This window comes from Sphingopyxis sp. USTB-05 (assembly GCF_023822045.1).
Classification (GTDB): domain Bacteria; phylum Pseudomonadota; class Alphaproteobacteria; order Sphingomonadales; family Sphingomonadaceae; genus Sphingopyxis.
Genome location: NZ_CP084712.1, coordinates 4,211,217 through 4,229,302, shown reverse-complemented (window position 1 = coordinate 4,229,302; position 18,086 = coordinate 4,211,217). Strand labels below are relative to the sequence as shown.

Here is an 18,086-nt window from a genome sequence, read left to right as displayed (position 1 = left end):
ATTATCGGGCGACCATTTTGGACCAAAGGAGATGGACCTTGTCCCGTAACATTCTCGCGCGCTTTGCCGCATGCGCTGCCGCCCTGTCGCTCGCCGCCCCAATCGCGGCGCATGCACAGCAGGGCAATGAGGATTGGCAGACGATCGACGTGCTGACCGACATGGTCGCAAACGCGATGGGCCGCAACGCGACCCCCGTCGACCGGCGCATCAAGCTCGCACGCTGCCCCGAACAGGCGTCGGTCACCGCGGTCGACGCCCACACGCTCGCCGTCCGCTGCGCCTCGCTCGGTTGGCGCCTGCGCGTCCCGATGACCGGCCCCGCCAATGCCTCACCGGTCGCCGCCAGCTTCGCCCGCCCCGCGGCGAGCGCCCCCGTCATTCGTCGCGGCGACAACGTCCGCGTCACGATCGAAACCGAAAGCTATTCGATCAGCTATGCCGCGATTGCAACGCAGGACGGCCGCGTCGGCGAGACGATCGCACTGCGAGGGAGCGACGCCAAATCGACGCTCAGCGCGACCGTCACCGGCCCCGGCCGCGCGCGCCTCGACGACTGATTCCCAACTCTCACTACCCACCCACTGGCCCGGGCTGTCGGCTTTCCGACGGCGCCGGGCCTTTCTTTTGTTTTTTTGCGACGGGTCGCCTTAATCGCCGCGTACACCATCCGTTAAAGCCTTCGTGAACCGCGTCGTCACTTTTCTGACGGCATCGGATGGAGGCTTTTATGTCGGGTGACAGCAAGATCGGACCAGTCGGTGGCATCGGCCGTGCCGGCCCGCTGCGCAGGGTCGCCAGTGAAGCGACGACCGCGATGCGCGCGCCGGCGCAGCTCCAGCCGGTGCAGGACAATCTGCCAACCGCACGCTTGACCCGCCTTGCGAGCAGCCTCGCCGACCAGGCACCGCCGGTCGACGTCGCGCGCGTCGCATCGCTGCGTACCGCGATCGCGAACGGCAGCTATGGCGTGCATCCTGCGATCATCGCGAGTGCAATGATAGACTTCCACGGCCGCGGGGGCGAATGATGCAGGCACAGATGGAAGACCTGCAATCGCGGCTCAACGATCTGGTCGGCGCACTGGACGGGCACGATGCTGGAGCGATTATCGCCGCCACCGAAGAGCTCGCGACCGCGGTAATCCTGTTCCGCGGCGTCACGATTCCCGCGGGGAGTGAACATCGCGCGCGGGCACTGATGGGCCAGACGCTCAATCAGCTTGAGGCCGCCGCGATGCGCGTCAACATCCTGAAGAACTGGACGCGTCAGAGGATTGACAAGAGTCACGAGATCCGCGGCACCCGTCCGCGCGGAGCGGCTTTAAGCTACTGATAATATGTTAATTAACTGCCGTTTCGACGAAATGGCACGATGATTGCTTTTGGTTCTGCCGAACAAGCGGAACCAAGAACCATGAACGCAATCAACAATCCCAATGCAGCGACGCGCATCGCCGCACCCGTCATGGATGCGGTGCAGAGCGCGTCGGCGCGCACGGGGATCGATTTCGATTATCTGTTCGACGTTGCGCGCGTCGAGAGCGGCTATAATCCGACCGCGAAGGCACCGACCTCTTCGGCGCGCGGCCTGTATCAGTTCACCAAACAAACGTGGCTCGCGACGCTCGACCGCCATGGCGCGAACCACGGGCTTGCCTGGGCCGCCGATGCCATCGGCCGCGACGCGTCGGGCCGGCTGACCGTTGCCGATCCGGTGCTCCGCCAGCAAATCCTCGACCTGCGCGACGATCCGACGGCATCGTCAAGCATGGCCGCCGCGCTGACCGGCGACAATCGCGACTATCTTGAAAGCCGCATCGGCCGCGCCGCCGAACCGGTCGACCTCTATCTCGCGCATTTCCTAGGAAGCGGCGGCGCCGCCAAATTCCTGACGGCACTCGAAACCAATCCCGACCAGCCCGGCGCATCGATGATGCCCGAGGCGGCGGCCGCAAACCGGTCGGTCTTTTACGCCCCGGACGGCAGCATGCGCAGTCTTGCCGAGATCCGCGAGCGCTTTCGCGTGAAACTCGAAGACGGCGGCAAGATCGAAAATATGAAGCCCTTCGCCCCATCGGGCTGGCACGCGCAGGCGAGCAGTTCGGCGGGCCTCGCGGGCGCAAACGGCGGAAGACCGCCCCTGCAGATGATGGATATCCAGCCTATGCCCAAGAAGCTCTCGATGGGCTTTGCCGCCGATGCCTATCGGCGGCTCGCGTCGCTTTCGGGAGGCGCGGCATGACCGACAACTTCAGCCTCGGCAACATGGGCCGCATGGCCGGCGCCGCCGCGCTCCCCGTTGGGATGTTGATCCTCGTCGGCTTGATGGTGATCCCGGTTTCGCCGCTGATCCTCGACATCAGCTTCGTCGCCAATATCATGATCAGCCTTGCGATCCTGATGGTCGCTTTGTCGGCCGCCAAGCCGCTCGACTTTTCGTCCTTCCCGACCGTCCTGCTGCTCGCAACGCTGTTCCGCCTCGCGCTCAACGTCGCCTCGACGCGCGTCGTGCTCGTCCACGGGCACGAGGGCACCGCCGCCGCCGGCCATGTCATCGAGGCGTTCGGGCAGGTCCTGATCGGCGGCGACTATGTCGTCGGCCTGTTTGTCTTTTTCGTGCTGATGATCATCAACATGGTCGTCATCACCAAGGGTGCGGGGCGCGTGTCCGAAGTGTCGGCGCGCTTCACCCTCGACGCCTTGCCGGGCAAGCAGATGGCGATCGACGCCGACCTCAACGCCGGGCTGCTCAGCCCCGAAGAAGCGAAGGCGCGCCGCGTCGAAGTGGCGACCGAAGCCGATTTCTACGGATCGATGGATGGTGCCTCGAAATTCGTGAAGGGCGACGCGATCGCGGGCCTGCTGATCCTGTTCGTCAATATCGTCGGCGGGCTGATCCTCGGTATCTTCAGCCACGGCCTCAGCTTTTCCGACGCGGGTAGCAACTATGTCACGCTCGCGATCGGCGACGCACTCGTCGCGCAGATCCCGGCGCTTCTCCTCTCGATCGCCGCCGCCGCGATCGTCACCCGGGTCGCCTCGCCGTTCGACCTTAGCGGTCAGATCAGCAGCCAGTTCGCCTCGCCGACGGTGTGGATGGCGGTTGGCGGCATCCTCTTCATCCTCGGCCTGGTCCCCTCGATGCCGCAGATGCTGATTCTGCCCGCCGCGGCGCTCTCCTTTGGCATCGGCTGGCAGTTGCGCCGCAGCGCCGCAGCGGTCGCCGACCTGCCCGAACCCGTCGCCCCGGCACCCGATCCGTCGCATATCGAATGGGCCGACGTCAGCGACGCGAGCGCGTGCCAGCTCGAGATCGGCTATGCGCTCGTTACCCTCGTCGACGAACGCAAGGGTTCGCCGCTGATGACGCGTATCACTGGCATCCGCCGCCAGTTGTCGAAGGAACTCGGCTTTGTCGTGCCGCCGGTGAAGGTCACCGATGACCTGTCGCTGCCCGGCAACGTCTATCGCATCTCGGTAGCTGGTGTGATCGTGGGCGAGGACGAGGTCTTCCCGAACGAAATGCTCGCGCTCGATTCAGGCGATCTTGTCACCAAGGTTGCAGGGCGTCCGTGCAAGGATCCGACCTTCGGCCTCGACGCGCTGTGGATTCCGAAAGCGATGCAGAATGACGCGATCGCGGCGGGCTATACCGTTGTCGATCCGGCGACCGTCGTCGCTACGCACCTCAACAACAGCATCGTCGGTTCGGCCGCCGAACTGTTCGGCATCGACGACGCGCAGGCGCTGATCGAAAATCTGAAGACACATTATCCGCAGCTCGCACAGAATCTCAGCCCACAAGGCTATTCGCTGCCGCGCGTCGCGAGCCTCTGCAAATCGCTGCTCGTCGAGCGGGTGCCACTGCGCGATTTCCGCAAGATCGCCGAGGCGATGGTGGCGCTGTCGCCCCAGCAACTGAGCGAGATCGACCTCATCGAAGCGGTGCGCCAACGCATCGGCGCGCTGATCGTGCAGACGATCGTGCCGAGCCGGATGCCGCTTCCCGTGGTCACCTTCAGCCCCGAGGTGGAGGTGCTGCTGAACCAGGCGGTGCGCGCCAACCCCGCGGCCGAATGGCCCTTCGAACATGGCATGGCGATGACGATCATCGAACAGGTCGGACAAGCGGTCGAACCGCTTCTGCTCCAGACGCGCAGCTTCGCGCTCGTCGCCTCGCCGATTTGCCGCTCCGCCCTTTCGCGCCTTGTGCGCGCCACTTTCCCCGACGTCGCCGTCATCTCCTACCTCGAGATTCCAGCGACCAAGCAGACCGAAATCGTCGCGACGATCGGCGCCGAAGTGCCCCGCCTCGCGTCCGGGCCCGACGCCCACATGGAGGACCAACCGCATGAGAATTGAGCCCGCCGAGCAGTTTGCCGGGGCCACCGGCCGGACGTCGCGTGCGCGCGGCTATGGCGAAAGCGTCGAGGCACTGGTCGAGGAATATTCGCCGCTGGTCCGCAAGATCGCCTGGCAGGTGTTTTCGCGCGTATCGCGGACGAGCGAGCTCGACGACCTGATCCAGACAGGTCTGATCGCGCTGATCGAGGCCAGCCGCAACTATGAGGAACGCGGTTTCGCCTTTGCTACCTATGCAACGACCCGCATACGCGGCGCGATGATCGACCAACTGCGCCGGGAGGCCGATGTTGGCCGTTCGGCGATGGTCGCGGCAAAGCGCATCCACGCAATGCGCGCCACGCTCGAACAGCAGTTGATGCGGACGCCGACCCCTGCCGAAATGGCGGTCGCGTTCGACATGTCGGCGGAAGATTATTTTGCGCTCGAACGCAATGCGACGCACGGCCGCTCGACCTCGCTCGACGAACTCACGGACATCGGCGCCTTCCTGGCGGCCGACGAGGATGACAGCGCGGACGAGCGGTGCGAGCAGGAGGATCTGATGGGCGCGCTGCGCCAATGTGTCGGCCGACTCTCCGAACGTGAGCAAATGGTGCTCCAGCTCTATTTCTTCGAAGAACTCAACCTGCATGAGATCGGACTGACGCTCGACGTCAGCGCCGCGCGGATCTGCCAGATCAAGCGCGAGGCGATGATCAAAGTCGACCGCATGATAAAGGAAATGACCGAATAAGGGCGACCGGGTGCGGTGCGCGCGACCAGTCGGCCCCGCACCCGATCAAGGGGGGATCAAGCCGCCAGCGTCTGCCCATCCTGCCAGGCGGCGCCGATTTTCTCGAAATAGCTCGCCATCCGCTCGGTCCCAATGTCAGTCAGCCGAACGATGGTACGCCGCCGATCGCGCTCGTCGATCGAGCGATGTACGAGCCCCAGCCGATCGAGCGCGCTGATCATGCGCAAGCCCGACGACAACGGAACGCCCGCACCGGTTGCAAGGTCGCTGGCGCTGAGCACGCGGCCGTGTGCGCCCGCCAGCATCAGGTCGAGCATCATGTCCCAGACGGGACCGGACATTTCGGTGGTGCCGAAATGGCTACGGCGGATGCGCCGAATCTGGATACTGAACGACAACTGGTCGAGCAGGCCCGCCTTGAGCGGCGTTCCGGCAGCGTCGACGACGCGCATGGCCGCCGGCGATTCCTCGCCGCGACCTGCAAGCAGCTGATGGATCTGGTCGACCCGTGATTTCAGTTCGGCAATTTCTTGGTTCGAAAATTGCTGCATGTGAAGATGCCCTTTGGGCAGCCACATCAGACCGTGACGTCGTTCCGCCGACCGTGAGATCCCGATGCATAGATGATGAGCAACAGGATCGGGTACGATATATAGACCGAGAGGAGCGAATAGGGTCGCGCCAATATCTCCGAGAACATATATTTCTGGATGTGACCGAAGATGGCGATCAGCTGCCATCCGGTGATCCAGTAAGGCCAGAAACTGTGAGTCCTCATGGCGATGAACCAGAAGCTCAGCAGAACCAGCACGTCTATGATGAAGATATTCAGTTCAATATCGTTCCAGGTGGGGAAAGGCGTCACGGCACTGGTGAGAACCGAGGCGATCAACGCTGTATAAGCTGCCCAGCGTTCGAGCGGCCCGCCGCGTTGGATCGCGACGGCCACCGTAATGAGCAGAACAGCATAATAGATCGCGACGGACCACATTGTGGCTGTCAGCCTTTCTTGCGGATCAACCGGCCTTCGCGAACGTAGTGGCCCCGTCGCCCGAGCGATCGTTGCTGCCTTCATCGACCAGCTTGGCAGCCGGCTTGACGCCCGCACCGAACATGCGCGTGCCCAGGCCGACTTCCTTCTGGGTCACCGTCAGTGCCAGATGCGCGTCGGTCAAGAGCTGCCGGACTTCACCGGCGGCCGCCAGTGCATGCGCGACCTTTGCCATCGCTTCCTGCCCGACGATCGCCGACATGTTGGTTTCGCGGCGCGCCGTGGGCAGCGTCGCGGCAAGCTGGGCGATACGGATCATCGCTTCGTCGATAGCGTCTTCGGCGTGGTGCAGGTCGGAAGCGATCTTCTTCGCTGCAGAAACTCGTTGATTCAGCATCTTCTTTTTCCTTGAAAAAGAATGCTACCGGTTCCCCCCCGCAGCATTCGTTCGAGCATCAAGTCAGAACACGACCGAGCCCGACAAGGATCGAATAGAGGGCGGAGAAGGCCAGGATTGTCGCAAATGCGATCAAAATCGGCCAGATAATCCTTTCCATCAACCCGTGCCGGTTGGCCGGCTGGGACGCGGTAGGAAATGGCGAACCTATATCGAAAAATCGCCGAAACGAACTGCGCCCCGGATCCGCATCGTCGGACGGAGAAACGTCGCCAAGGTCGATCAATTGATATGTCAAAGGCTGATAAGGGGTAACATGGTCGAAGACACCGTTAACCGCCAGGATACGCGCAGCCTCTATTCTGTTGGAAACATTAAGTTTCTTTAACACCCGCCGCACCCGCTCATCGACGGTGTGTGGCGAGACGTTCATCAGCCTGGCGATCTGCTTGGAATTTTTGTGCTCGTAAACATGCCGCAACGTTTCGATCTGCGCGGCAGACAGCAGGCTTATGTAGTTGTCAGGGTCGCCTTGCACGGGGTTGGAATAGAGCATCACGAGTCGAAATCAAGGTCACTAGCCGCCTAATTTCCTGCCTGCCTCATTCCCGGCCACCGGTGTCGCGCGTTTCGGCCAGCCACAGGCGAGTTAACTTAACGGCTTTCCTTGAGCGTCCGATAACGCAGGATCGACTTTTCGATGTGCCGGCGCGCTGCGCGACGTGCCGCGACGGGGTCGCCCGCCTCGATGGCGACGACGATCGCTTCATGGTCCCGGTTGATCGTATGGGCATAGCGTTGATGCTGAACCGGATCATCGCCCTGCAGATAGAGCCGCCGCGACGGAACGAGGCGCACGCCGAGAAACTGGGTGAAGCGCAGGAAATAGGAATTGCCGGTAGCGCTCGCGATCGCCGCATGAAACGCCGCATCGGCAGCGACCGAGGCGTCGACATCGCTGCTTTCTTCCATCGCGTCGAGTGCACGGCGCAGCGCAGCCAGGTCGGCATCGGTGCGGCGGCGCGCGGCAAGGTCGGCCATTTCGGCCTCGAACCCCATGCGCATTTCCAGCAGCTTCAAAACATCTTCGATTTCGCCGATTTCCTCGGCGGTGACCTGAAACGCGCGATATTGCGCACCGTCGGGAACATAGGCGCCCGACCCCCGCCGCGACACGAGCAGGCCGCGGGCCGCGAGGCGTGAATAGGCTTCGCGCACGACGGTGCGGCTGACGCCGAACGTCTCTGTGATTTCTTTTTCGGTCGGGAAACGCGATCCGACGGGCATTTCGCCCGTTTCGATCTGTTCCTCGAAGCGCTGGACCAGATCGTCCGCCAGCGACGCCGCCTTGGTTACCGCCATGGATGCTGCGTTATCATTGCGCCGCAGAACTGGCTAGGGCCGGAAATCGGGCCGCTGCGTATCGACATAGCTATTCCACGCGTCCTCGCTCGCAAAATCACCCCCGCGATCCCACGCCGCGCCGCTGTAATAGACAAAGGCCCTTCCCGGCTGCACGCGAACGAGGACCAGATAATTGTCGGCATCCTCGACAAAGCCTACAAAAACGGCCGGGTCGACAATCACCGCCGCCGCCATTCGGCCCTTTCCGCTATCGCCGTCGCCCTCGGCAGGGCCCCACCAGCTCATGCGTGCATTCGCGCTATCCTTTCTGATCGTGCCCAGCTTGCTTCCATTGATAGGCCGTTTCGAAATACCGATCCCGACGATCAGCTCCGCCTCGCTGCTCGACGCGATCGTCGAGGTCATCCGCGTAAAATTCGTCCCCGCGGGCAAAGTGAAGCGCCGCGTCTCGCTCACGCTGCGCAGCGTATCGACGGGCCAGGGGTCATAATCAACGGTAAAGTCGGCGACCTCGGGGCCCGATTGCAAGATATTCGGCCGCACATAGTTCCGCGAGGTCCAAAGCTTGTTGTCGTACCAGATGCCGAGCCCACCGATACCGCGCCCAGTGCCGACATTATAGAAGTCGATCCCCTCGCCATGGTCGGCGTGCTGATCGCCCGTGCGGAGCTGACGGTCCATGAACGGCCAGCGGACGCGCTTTCCCCATGCGTCGATCCCCGATGACGAGGGCGGCTCAGCCCGCTCAAGCGCGCGGCCATAAATGCGGTGCGCGATCCGGTCGTTTTCCCAGAGCAGGTCGTCGAAGCGGTAATCGGCGACCACAACCGCCGCGCGCGCTTTCTGCTCCTGCGCTGTGGCGGGGCGAAGCGGCGTATGCTCCTGCGCCGCGGCCGGCATGACCAGCAGGGCAAGCGCGAGCAAGGCCGGCCGCATCACCAGCTCCACATCGTGCCGTCCTCGAGCCGGTTCACCGGCAAATAGGCGCGAGCGTAGGGAAAGGTTTCGGCGAGCGCCTCGTCGATGTCGACCCCCAGCCCCGGCGCGTCGCCGGGATGGAGCATGCCGTCCGCGAAACTATATGCGTGCGGGAAGACCGCATCGGTTTCGGTCGTATGGCGCATATATTCCTGAACGCCGAAATTGGGGATCGACAGCCCCAAATGCAGCGCTGCCGCCATTGTCACCGGCGACAGATCGGTCGCGCCGTGGCAGCCGGTGCGAACCTGATAAAGGTCGGCGAGCGAGGCGATCTGGCGCATATGCGTGATCCCGCCCGCGTGAAGCACCGTTGCACGAATATAGTCGATCAGCCGGTTTTCGATCAGCGCTTTGCAATCCCAGATCGACGAGAAAATCTCGCCCACCGCGAGCGGCGTCGTCGTATGCTGGCGGATCAGGCGAAAGGCGTCCTGATCCTCGGCAGGCGTGGCATCCTCGATCCAGAAAGGACGGTACGGCTCAAGATCCTTGCCGAGCCGTGCCGCTTCGATCGGGGTCAGCCGGTGATGGACATCGTGGAGCAGATGGACGTCCCAGCCCAGCGCCTCACGCGCCGCCGCAAAGAGTTCGGGGACGACGCGCATATATTTCGCCGTCGACCAGATATTTTCGGTCGGCAGGTCATTGTCCGCGGGCTCGTAAAAATAGCGATCGTTGCTTACGCCATAGGTCGACGCCATTCCGGGCACGCCGCATTGCAGGCGGATCGCCTTGTAACCCTGGCGCTGATAGTCGAGCGCCGCCTCGATCGTGTCCTCGATCGTCGTTCCGTTGGCATGGCCATAGACCATGCAGCCCTCGCGCGCCGCGCCGCCGAGCAGCTGGTACACCGGCAGGCCCGCGACCTTGCCCTTGATATCCCACAACGCCATGTCGACCGCGGCGATCGACGCCATCGTCACCGGCCCGCGCCGCCAATAGGCACCCTTGTAGAGATATTGCCAGATATCCTCGATCCGGTGCGCGTCGCGCCCAATGAGGCAGGGGACGACATGTTCGGACAGATAGGCCGCGACCGCGAGCTCGCGGCCGTTGAGCGTCGCATCACCGACACCGGTCGTCCCGTCGTCGCATTCGATCTTCAGCGTCGTGAAATTGCGGCCCGGCGAGGTCAAAATCACCCGGGCTGACACGATCTTCGGCATTCTATCCCCTCACCGCCAAATAGCCTAGTTGTGTGACAACCTTATTGACACTCGATCCAAAAGGAAAGACATATGTCACCGGTGTCAAGACGAAAAGCCGGACAGGTCGAGGGAGAGGGTGAAGTGATGCGAAGCGCCTGGCGCGCCTTGGCCGTGGCCAGCCTGTCCGCTGCCGCGTTGTTCGCGGCTCCGGCATCCGCTGCCGCCGACACGGCGGGCACGGCGCATCCTGACCTATGGCCCGCGATAACCGCACGCACCGCCGATCCGGCGATCGAGACGCGAATCGACGCGTTGATCGCGGCAATGTCGCTCGAACAGAAGGTTGGGCAGATCATTCAGGGCGATATCGGCAGCACGACCCCCGACGATGTCGCGCAATATCACCTCGGATCGATTCTCAACGGCGGCAGTTCGTCGCCCGGCGGCGACGAATTCGGCCCCGCGTCGGCATGGGTCGCGGCCGCCGATGCCTATTATGACGCATCGATGCGCCCGAACGGCACGCTGCCGCGCATCCCGGTGATGTGGGGGTCGGACGCTGTCCATGGTCACAACAATATCGTCGGCGCGACGCTGTTTCCGCACAATATTGGCCTCGGCGCGGCGCGAAATCCCGCACTGATGGAGAAGATCGGGCAGGCAACGGCGATCGAGATGCGCGTCACCGGGCTCGACTGGACTTTCGCGCCCACGATCGCGGTCGCACGCGACGACCGGTGGGGGCGCACCTATGAAAGCTTTGGCGAGGACCCGGCGATCGCGACGAGCTACGCCGCCGCGCTCGTCCACGGCATTCAGGGACGCCGCGGCGACAAGGACTGGCTGAGAGGTCCGCATATCATCGCCACCGCCAAGCATTTCCTTGCCGACGGCGGCACGGCGGACGGTCGCGACCGCGGCGATGCCCGGATCGACGAAGCGGAACTGGTCCGCCTTCATGCGCCCGCCTATGTCGCCGCGCTGGGGGCCGATGTCCAAAGCGTGATGGCAAGCTTCTCGGGATGGAATGGCGTCAAGATGCACGGCAACGCCAGCCTTCTGACGCGTGTGCTCAAGCAGCGCTGGGGGTTCGACGGGCTCGTCGTCGGCGACTGGGACGGCCATGCGAAAGTGCCGGGCTGCTCGCCCACCGATTGTCCCGCATCGATCGCGGCGGGGCTCGACATGTATATGGGGCCCGCAAGCTGGAAGGGTCTTTATGCCTCGACGCTCGCCGCCGCGCGGTCGGGAAAGCTGTCGATGACGCGGCTCGACGACGCAGTGCGCCGCATATTGCGCGTCAAGCTGCGCGCCGGTCTGTTCGAAGCGGGCAAGCCGTCGATGCGGCCCTATGCCGGCCGCTACGAATTGCTCGGCGCGCCCGATCACCGCGCGGTCGCGCGGCAAGCCGTTCAAGAATCGCTGGTCCTGTTGAAGAATGATGGCGTGCTCCCGCTCAAGTCCAGCGCGCGCATCCTTGTCGCGGGCGACGGCGCCGACAATGTCGCCAAGCAGTCAGGGGGCTGGACGCTGACCTGGCAGGGCACCGGCACGCGTCCCGAACATTTTCCCGGCGCGACCTCGATCTTCGCCGGGGTGCATGAAGCGATGATCGCCGGTGGCGGCACCGCGGAGCTGGCGGTCGACGGTCGCTACACGGCGAAGCCCGACGCCGCGATCATCGTCTTCGGCGAAGATCCCTATGCCGAATTTCAGGGCGACCGCGCCGACCTCTATTTCGACGACACGCACGATAATCTCGGCATCATGAAACGACTGAAAACGGACGGTATTCCAGTCGTCGCCGTCTTCCTCTCGGGCCGCCCGCTGTGGGTCAATCGCCACATCAATGCAGCCGACGCCTTTGTCGCGGCATGGCTGCCGGGATCGGAAGGCGACGGGGTCGCCGACGTCCTGTTCGGCAAGGCCGATTTCAAGGGAAAACTCCCCTTCTCATGGCCCGCCGACGCCAAGGGTGCGCCGCTCAACGTCGGCGATCCGGATTACAAGCCGCTTTATCCTTTCGGCTTCGGACTGAAACTCGCTGACCGCGCCGCTGCCGCCGCGCTCTCCGTAGACCCCGCTATCATCGTCGAACAATCGCTCACCGGGCCGATATTCGCGCGCGGACGCGGGGTCGGCACACGCCTGCTGCAAATCGACGGCGCCAACGACAGTCCGCAGGCGATCAGCGGCGCGGCGGACAATGGCGCGATCGCGGTGCGCCCGGTCGACCGCGACGCGCAGGAGGATGCGCGCGAGATCGACTGGTCGGGCAAGGCGCGCGGAACATTGATCGTCGCCAACGCGCGCGCCGCCGACCTGTCGGGCGTGGGGCCGATCGCGCTGTCCATCGACCTCAAGGTCGATCAGGCGCCGACCGCCCCCGCGACGCTTGAACTGCGCTGCGGTCCCGGCTGCACCGCGCGGCTCGACATCAGCCCTCGCCTCGCCGTGATCGCTGGCCAGGGCTGGCAGACGCTGACGATCCCGCTTTCCTGCCTGTCCGGCGCGCGGCTCGACCATGTCACAGCGCCCTTCGCGCTGTCATCGAGCGCGCCGATGCGCCTCACCCTCTCGTCGATCGCCCTCACGCCCGTAAAGGAAACGCCATGTCGCTGAGCCTCTTTGCCCTGATGATGACCGCCCCCGCCGCCGCGATGGCGCCCGCCGAGCCTGTGATGCCGCGGCCCGCCGCAATCCTGGCGCAGACGCGCCGCGTCGCCGATTGGCAGCTCGCAAACCGGACCAACTGGGCGACGATGCCCGCCGCGCGCAAAAGCGTGCAGGAAGTACGCGACTGGCAACAGGCTACCTTCTGGATCGCACTCACCGAACTCGCAAGCCGCGACAAGGCTTATGCAAAGCCGCTCCTTGACCTCGGCCGCGCCGAAAAATGGCAGATGGGCGACCTGCCCTTTCACGCCGACGATCAGTTGATCGGGCAGGCGTGGCTGTGGGCGGCGCAGAATGGCGAGGGCAAGAAGGCGATCGCCCCGATGCGCGCCTATTTCGACCATGTCCTCGCCAATCGCCCGACGATCAGCCTCGAATTCATTCCGGTCGCGCCGGGCAAGGGAACGTCGAAATGCACCGACCGCTGGTGCTGGTGCGATGCCCTGTTCATGGCACCGCCGACGATGCTGCGCCTAGCCAAGGCGACGGGCGACAAACGTTACGCCGATTTCGTGCACGAGGAATGGAAGGCCACCACCGACTATCTTTTCGACCCGTCGGAACAGCTCTATTTCCGCGACAGCCGCTTTTTCGACATGCGCGACGCCAAGGGACGCAAGCTGTTCTGGAGTCGCGGCAACGGCTGGGTGATGGGAGGCCTCGTCCGCGTGCTGCAGGTGCTGGACAAGAAGGATCCGCAGCGTCCCTATTACGAAAAATTGTTCAAGGACATGGCGGCGAAACTCGTCACGCTGCAAAAGGCCGACGGCTATTGGCCCGCGTCGCTGCTCGACAACGACCCCGGCACACCGCCCGAATCGAGCGGCACCGCCTTTTTCACCTATGCCTTTGCATGGGGCGTCGACAACGGCCTGCTCGACCGCACGACATACGAGCCTTCGGCCGTGCGCGGATGGGATGCATTGCAGCGCGCCGTGCAACCCGACGGGATGCTCGGCTGGGTCCAGCAGGTCGGCGATCGCCCCGACAGCGTGTCCGCGAAGGAAACGCAATTTTACGGCAGCGGCGCCTATCTGCTCGCCGGCACTGCAATGTACGACCTGTCGAAAAGGCGCGTAAAGCGTTGATATGAAACGGGCCGATCCAACCTGATCGGCCCATTCCCGCTTTGCATCGCGGGCGATTGACTTACCCTCTCAAAGTTGTAATACATTTCGCAAGTTGTATTACATCTAAAATTGACACCGGTATCAACCGGGTCAGGGCCGCCAACAGGGGCGGCGCCAAAAAGGAGAGGGAAATGAAGTCACCATCGGCCTTGCCGACCCGCGCAGCTCTACTGGCCTCAGCCGCGCTGTTCGCCGCCCTGCCGGCGCAGGCGCAGGAAGCGCCCGAAAAAATCGCAAGCGAACAGCCCGCAGCGGTCGATGGCGGCGATGAGATTCTGGTGACGGGCACGCGCGCAACGCAGCGCAGTTCGATCGAATTCAAGCGCGCCGCCGACGTCGTCGTCGACGGCCTCGTCAGCGACGAGATCGGCGCGACGCCGGACAATTCGGTGGGCGATACGCTCGAACGCATCGTGGGCGTCTCAGCCGACCGCTTCAAGGGCAACGCCAACGAACTGTCGGTGCGCGGCCTTGGCCCGACCTTGAGCTTCTCGACCTTCAACGGCCGCGAGGTGTCGACCGCGGGTCCCGACCGTTCGGTTGCCTTTCAGCAATTCCCGTCCGAACTCGTCAACGGCGTGCTCGTCTATAAGACCCAGCGTGCCGACTTCCTCGAAGGCGGCGTCGGCGGAGTCATCGAGCTCAAGTCGATGAAGCCGCTCGATTATGGCAAGCGCCGCATCCAGTTCGAAGTGCGCGGCGATTTCCAGCCGCAGGACAACGACGTCTATCAGCACGACGGGCTCGGCTATCGCGCCAATTTTTCCTACACCGACCAATTCACGACGGGGTTAGGCGATATCGGCATCTCGATCGGTTATCAGCGGCAGGACACGACCGCGCCCGAAGATTATTATAACGCCAACGCGACCTTCCAGCTCTGTAATACCTCGGCGAACAATCCCTTCCAGTTGACTGGCACGACCGCAGTGCAGACGGGCGCCGGCGCGAACCAGAATTGCACCTTCGCCACCGGCCCGCGCAGCGCCGGTACGCCCGCCGTCGTGGTCGGAGAGACGCGAGGCGATGCCTATTTCGCCAATTCGTCGCGCAGTTTCCGCACCCAGACGACCTCCGAAGTGCGCGACGGCCTGATCGGGGCGATCCAGTGGCGCCCGTCGCCCGATTTCGAGATTTCGCTCGACGGCCAATATTCAAAGCGCAACAGCCTGGAGGATCGCAATGTCCTGGGCATCACCGAGGGGCTGCGCGGGATTCAGCCGCTGATCATCGGCAATGGCAGCAACGGCTATTCGCCCGGCGCGCTGATGAGCTATCGCGGCAATTCGAACCTCGAAAACCAGCTCGAAACGCGCCGCCGCGTCGAGGAATATCTGGGCGGCGGTTTGAGCCTGATCTGGTCGCCCGACCGCTGGAACGTCGCGTTCGACGCCTCCTATTCGAACAGCCACCGGACCGAGACGCAGAAGCAGACGCGCATGCGATCGACGCGCCGCGTCGGCTATACGCTGACCTATGAGGGCGACGATGTCGTTCCCGTCGTCGCGTTCGACAATTTCGACATCACCGACCCGAGCCTGTTCCTCGCGACCGCAAACAACGCCGTCTATGCGCGCAACCGCTTCGTCACCGACCGCAAGGACCGAATCTGGGCGGCGCGGCTCGACATCGACCGCGAACTCGACGGCTTCATCACCGGGATCAAATTCGGCGGGCGCGTGTCGGATCACCAGCGCACGAACGACAATGCGCGCAACAACGACCTCAACACGATTCCCGGCACGCCCGCCCAGGTGACCGCGCTGATCACACAGGCGAACCAGCAGTGCCGCGTGCCGTTCACGACGACCAGCTATATGAGGGGCATGGGCACGAACGTCACCAAATGGGCGACGTTCGACAATGACTGCCTGTTCCGTACCTTTGCCGGTTCGGATGACGCGCTGCCCTATCCGGCAGACGGCCGCGACCCGAGCGACATCGACGTTACCGAACGCATCTATGCCGCCTATGCGATGGCGAATTTCGCGTCCGACGCCGGCAGCGTGCCGTTCAGTGGCAACGTCGGCCTGCGCTGGGTCAAGACCGACATCACCTCGATCGGTTTCCGCCAGCCGTATCGCATCGTGATCGACACCGTCGGCGACACCTATTCGATCGGGGTCGACCCGGCGGGCCAGCTCCAGACGAACAAGGCCAAGGGCGGTTACGATTATTTCCTGCCGTCGGCGAACATCGCCTTTGACCTGTCGCAGCAGGTCAAGCTGCGCCTCGCCGCCTATCGCGCGATCGCGCGGTCGGGGATCGAAAGCTTCGGCGCCGGGGTCAACCTCAACCCGACGACCTCGGCCACGGGCGTCGACAACATTATCTTCAACGCGACCACCGGCAACCCGAACCTCAAGCCTCTGCGCGCATGGAACCTCGATGCCAGCCTTGAAATTTACGCGTCGCAGGACACGCTGATCTCGGTCGCGGGCTATTATAAATGGGCAAAGGGCACCGTGATCGGCCGCTCCGAACCGATCCCGTCGGACATCACCGTGACGACGATTCGCGACGGCGGAGCGCCGGTGACCGAAACCTTCACGATCAACCCCGTTGCGCCGTCGAACGACCTCGAGACGCGCCATCTCTATGGTGTCGAGGCGACCGCGAGCCATGCCTTTACGTGGCTGCCCGACCCGCTCGACGGTTTTGGCGTGCAGGGATCGGTGAACCGGGCCTTCGCCAATTTCGAATATCCCGATACCTCGCCCATCGCCGATTATGTCGACCCGGCGAATCTGATCGGGCTGTCGAAATGGACCGCGAGCGGATCGGTGTGGTTCGAAAAATGGGGCCTCTCGCTGCGCGCAAACCTTCGTTACCGCTCCGGCTATTACAAGCCCAACGGCGGCACCAACCGTGAGATCCGCGGCGGCACATATCTGAACCTGTCGGCACAATATGACATCACCAAAAACGTCCAATTGAAGCTGCAGGCGCTCAACGTCACGAACACGCAGGATATCATGTACAAGGGCGGATACGACAGCATCGCCGAGGTGTCGCGCAGCGGCCCGCAATATTTCTTCGGCTTCCGGGTCCGCCTGTGAAGCGAGCGACTTTAGCCCGACTCCCTTGGGCTATACTGGCCGCCGCCGCGTCATTTCCGTCCGCGGCGGCGGCTTTTTCCCCGGATTCGACGTGCGAGGCGAGCGAGGGCTATTCGGCCTCGTTCGACGGGCGCCGCACCTTCACGCTGCGTCCGGGCGACCTTGAGGCCATCAAGGCTGCGCTGCCGTCCGATCCGGCGATCGGCGCCGCTTACCGCGATCTGATCGCGCGCGCCGACAAGGCGATCGCGGCAAAACCCGCCTCGGTGATGGACAAGCGCAGCATCCCCGTATCGGGCGACCGCCACGACTATGTCAGCCTTGCGCGTTACTGGTGGCCGAACCCCGCCAATCCGAAGGGCGCCTATGTGCGCCGCGACGGCGACACCAATCCCGACGTCGAAAGCAACCGCTTCGACCGCAGCGCGCTGAGCCGCATGACGCGCGAGGCCGACACGCTCGCGCTCGCTTATTATTACAGCGGCGAGCGTAAATATGCCGAGGGTGCGGCGCGGGTGATCCGCACATGGTTCCTCGACCCTGCGACGCGCATGAACCCGAACATGAATTTCGCGCAGGCGGTGCCCGGCGTATCGAACGGCCGCGCCGAAGGCGTGCTCGACGGCGCCAGCTTTATCGGCGTGATCGATGCCGCGGGGCTGATCGCGCCATCGGGTGCGCTGACGCCCGACGAGACGACCGCGCTCGAAGACTGGTTCGCGCACTATCTCGACTGGATGCTGAAGAGCGCCAATGGCAAGGCCGAGGGCAAGGCGTCGAACAACCACGGCCTGTGGTACGATGCGCAAGTCGCGCGCTTCGCGCTTTTCGCGCGCAAGCCCGAAATCGCACGCGGGATCGCCCTCGCCTTTCCAAAGGGGCGGATCGCGCAGCAGATCGACACGTCGGGTGCGCTGCCCAGGGAACTGACGCGGACGCGCAGCTTCCATTATTCGCTCTATGCGCTGGACGCGGCCTATACCGTCGCCGACAGCGCGGCGTGCCTCGGCGTCGACCTTTATCGCGCCGAAGAAAAGGGACGTTCGTTGCGCGGGGCGACCGATTATGTCGCCGCATATCGCGGCCGCGGCGCCGAATGGCCGTATAAGGAACAGGGCTGGCCCGCCGAAATGCTCGACGAACTGCTGGTGCACGCTGACGATGCCTGGGGTCCCGGCGCCTATCCGCGCACGATAAGCGGCGACCTGTTGCTGCGCCATCGCACGCGATAAGGACGAG

General features: G+C 63.8%; 17 protein-coding genes. 10 read left to right on the top strand and 7 right to left on the bottom strand.

From position 1 onward, the window contains the following. The first annotated feature begins 38 nt into the window (after positions 1-38). The 6 genes from KEC45_RS19595 (at position 39) to KEC45_RS19570 (ending at position 5,100) form a co-directional block, all read left to right on the top strand. A complete protein-coding gene (locus KEC45_RS19595; protein ID WP_062186126.1) occupies positions 39-560 on the top strand; it encodes a flagella basal body P-ring formation protein FlgA in 522 nt (173 codons plus the stop codon). A 170-nt stretch (positions 561-730) separates the two neighbouring features. Continuing rightward, entirely contained in the window at positions 731-1,030 is a 300-nt protein-coding gene (flgM, locus tag KEC45_RS19590) for a flagellar biosynthesis anti-sigma factor FlgM (RefSeq protein WP_062186129.1), read from the top strand. Beyond that, positions 1,030-1,335 (top strand): hypothetical protein, encoded by a 306-nt coding sequence (locus KEC45_RS19585; RefSeq protein WP_062187016.1) that lies wholly within the window; start codon positions 1,030-1,032, stop codon positions 1,333-1,335. Before flgM ends, KEC45_RS19585 begins: the two co-directional genes overlap by 1 nt. An 81-nt stretch (positions 1,336-1,416) precedes the next feature. Continuing rightward, positions 1,417-2,244, top strand: coding sequence for a transglycosylase SLT domain-containing protein (locus KEC45_RS19580; protein WP_062186130.1), 828 nt, complete (start codon positions 1,417-1,419; stop codon positions 2,242-2,244). Next, complete coding sequence (flhA, locus tag KEC45_RS19575; protein WP_062186131.1) at positions 2,241-4,364, top strand: flagellar biosynthesis protein FlhA; 2,124 nt, start codon at positions 2,241-2,243, stop codon at positions 4,362-4,364. Before KEC45_RS19580 ends, flhA begins: the two co-directional genes overlap by 4 nt. Continuing rightward, positions 4,354-5,100, top strand: a complete 747-nt coding sequence (locus tag KEC45_RS19570; RefSeq protein WP_062186133.1) for a sigma-70 family RNA polymerase sigma factor — start codon at positions 4,354-4,356, stop codon at positions 5,098-5,100. Before flhA ends, KEC45_RS19570 begins: the two co-directional genes overlap by 11 nt. A 56-nt stretch (positions 5,101-5,156) precedes the next feature. Here KEC45_RS19570 and KEC45_RS19565 read toward each other — a convergent pair whose 3' ends face one another. From KEC45_RS19565 to manD, 7 genes are all read right to left on the bottom strand, one after another. Further along, positions 5,157-5,651 (bottom strand): MarR family winged helix-turn-helix transcriptional regulator, encoded by a 495-nt coding sequence (locus tag KEC45_RS19565; protein ID WP_062187018.1) that lies wholly within the window; start codon positions 5,649-5,651, stop codon positions 5,157-5,159. A gap of 26 nt (positions 5,652-5,677) precedes the next feature. Next, a complete protein-coding gene (locus tag KEC45_RS19560; protein ID WP_062186138.1) occupies positions 5,678-6,091 on the bottom strand; it encodes a hypothetical protein in 414 nt (137 codons plus the stop codon). Between the two features lie 25 nt (positions 6,092-6,116). Beyond that, positions 6,117-6,488 (bottom strand): hypothetical protein, encoded by a 372-nt coding sequence (locus tag KEC45_RS19555; protein WP_062186140.1) that lies wholly within the window; start codon positions 6,486-6,488, stop codon positions 6,117-6,119. 58 nt (positions 6,489-6,546) lie between these two features. Further along, positions 6,547-7,044, bottom strand: a complete 498-nt coding sequence (locus tag KEC45_RS19550) for a response regulator transcription factor (RefSeq protein WP_238586786.1) — start codon at positions 7,042-7,044, stop codon at positions 6,547-6,549. A 98-nt stretch (positions 7,045-7,142) separates the two neighbouring features. Continuing rightward, positions 7,143-7,850, bottom strand: a complete 708-nt coding sequence (locus KEC45_RS19545; protein ID WP_062186143.1) for a FadR/GntR family transcriptional regulator — start codon at positions 7,848-7,850, stop codon at positions 7,143-7,145. A gap of 33 nt (positions 7,851-7,883) precedes the next feature. Next, positions 7,884-8,789, bottom strand: a complete 906-nt coding sequence (locus KEC45_RS19540) for a DUF4861 family protein (protein ID WP_062187020.1) — start codon at positions 8,787-8,789, stop codon at positions 7,884-7,886. Further along, entirely contained in the window at positions 8,789-10,000 is a 1,212-nt protein-coding gene (manD, locus tag KEC45_RS19535; RefSeq protein ID WP_252171256.1) for a D-mannonate dehydratase ManD, read from the bottom strand. Before manD ends, KEC45_RS19540 begins: the two co-directional genes overlap by 1 nt. 126 nt (positions 10,001-10,126) lie before the next feature. Here manD and KEC45_RS19530 point away from each other — a divergent pair, with 126 nt between their 5' ends. The 4 genes from KEC45_RS19530 (at position 10,127) to KEC45_RS19515 (ending at position 18,079) form a co-directional block, all read left to right on the top strand. Beyond that, positions 10,127-12,604 carry an exo 1,3/1,4-beta-D-glucan glucohydrolase gene (locus KEC45_RS19530; protein ID WP_062186147.1) on the top strand — a complete coding sequence of 826 codons (2,478 nt, stop codon included), beginning with the start codon at positions 10,127-10,129 and terminating at the stop codon, positions 12,602-12,604. Continuing rightward, on the top strand, positions 12,595-13,746 hold the full coding sequence (locus tag KEC45_RS19525) for a glycoside hydrolase family 105 protein (protein WP_062186148.1): 1,152 nt from the start codon (positions 12,595-12,597) through the stop codon (positions 13,744-13,746). The genes KEC45_RS19530 and KEC45_RS19525 overlap by 10 nt, the downstream gene beginning before the upstream one ends. 173 nt (positions 13,747-13,919) lie before the next feature. Beyond that, entirely contained in the window at positions 13,920-16,847 is a 2,928-nt protein-coding gene (locus KEC45_RS19520; protein WP_083436008.1) for a TonB-dependent receptor, read from the top strand. After that, complete coding sequence (locus tag KEC45_RS19515) at positions 16,844-18,079, top strand: alginate lyase family protein (protein ID WP_152682497.1); 1,236 nt, start codon at positions 16,844-16,846, stop codon at positions 18,077-18,079. Before KEC45_RS19520 ends, KEC45_RS19515 begins: the two co-directional genes overlap by 4 nt. The last annotated feature ends 7 nt before the right edge of the window (positions 18,080-18,086 follow it).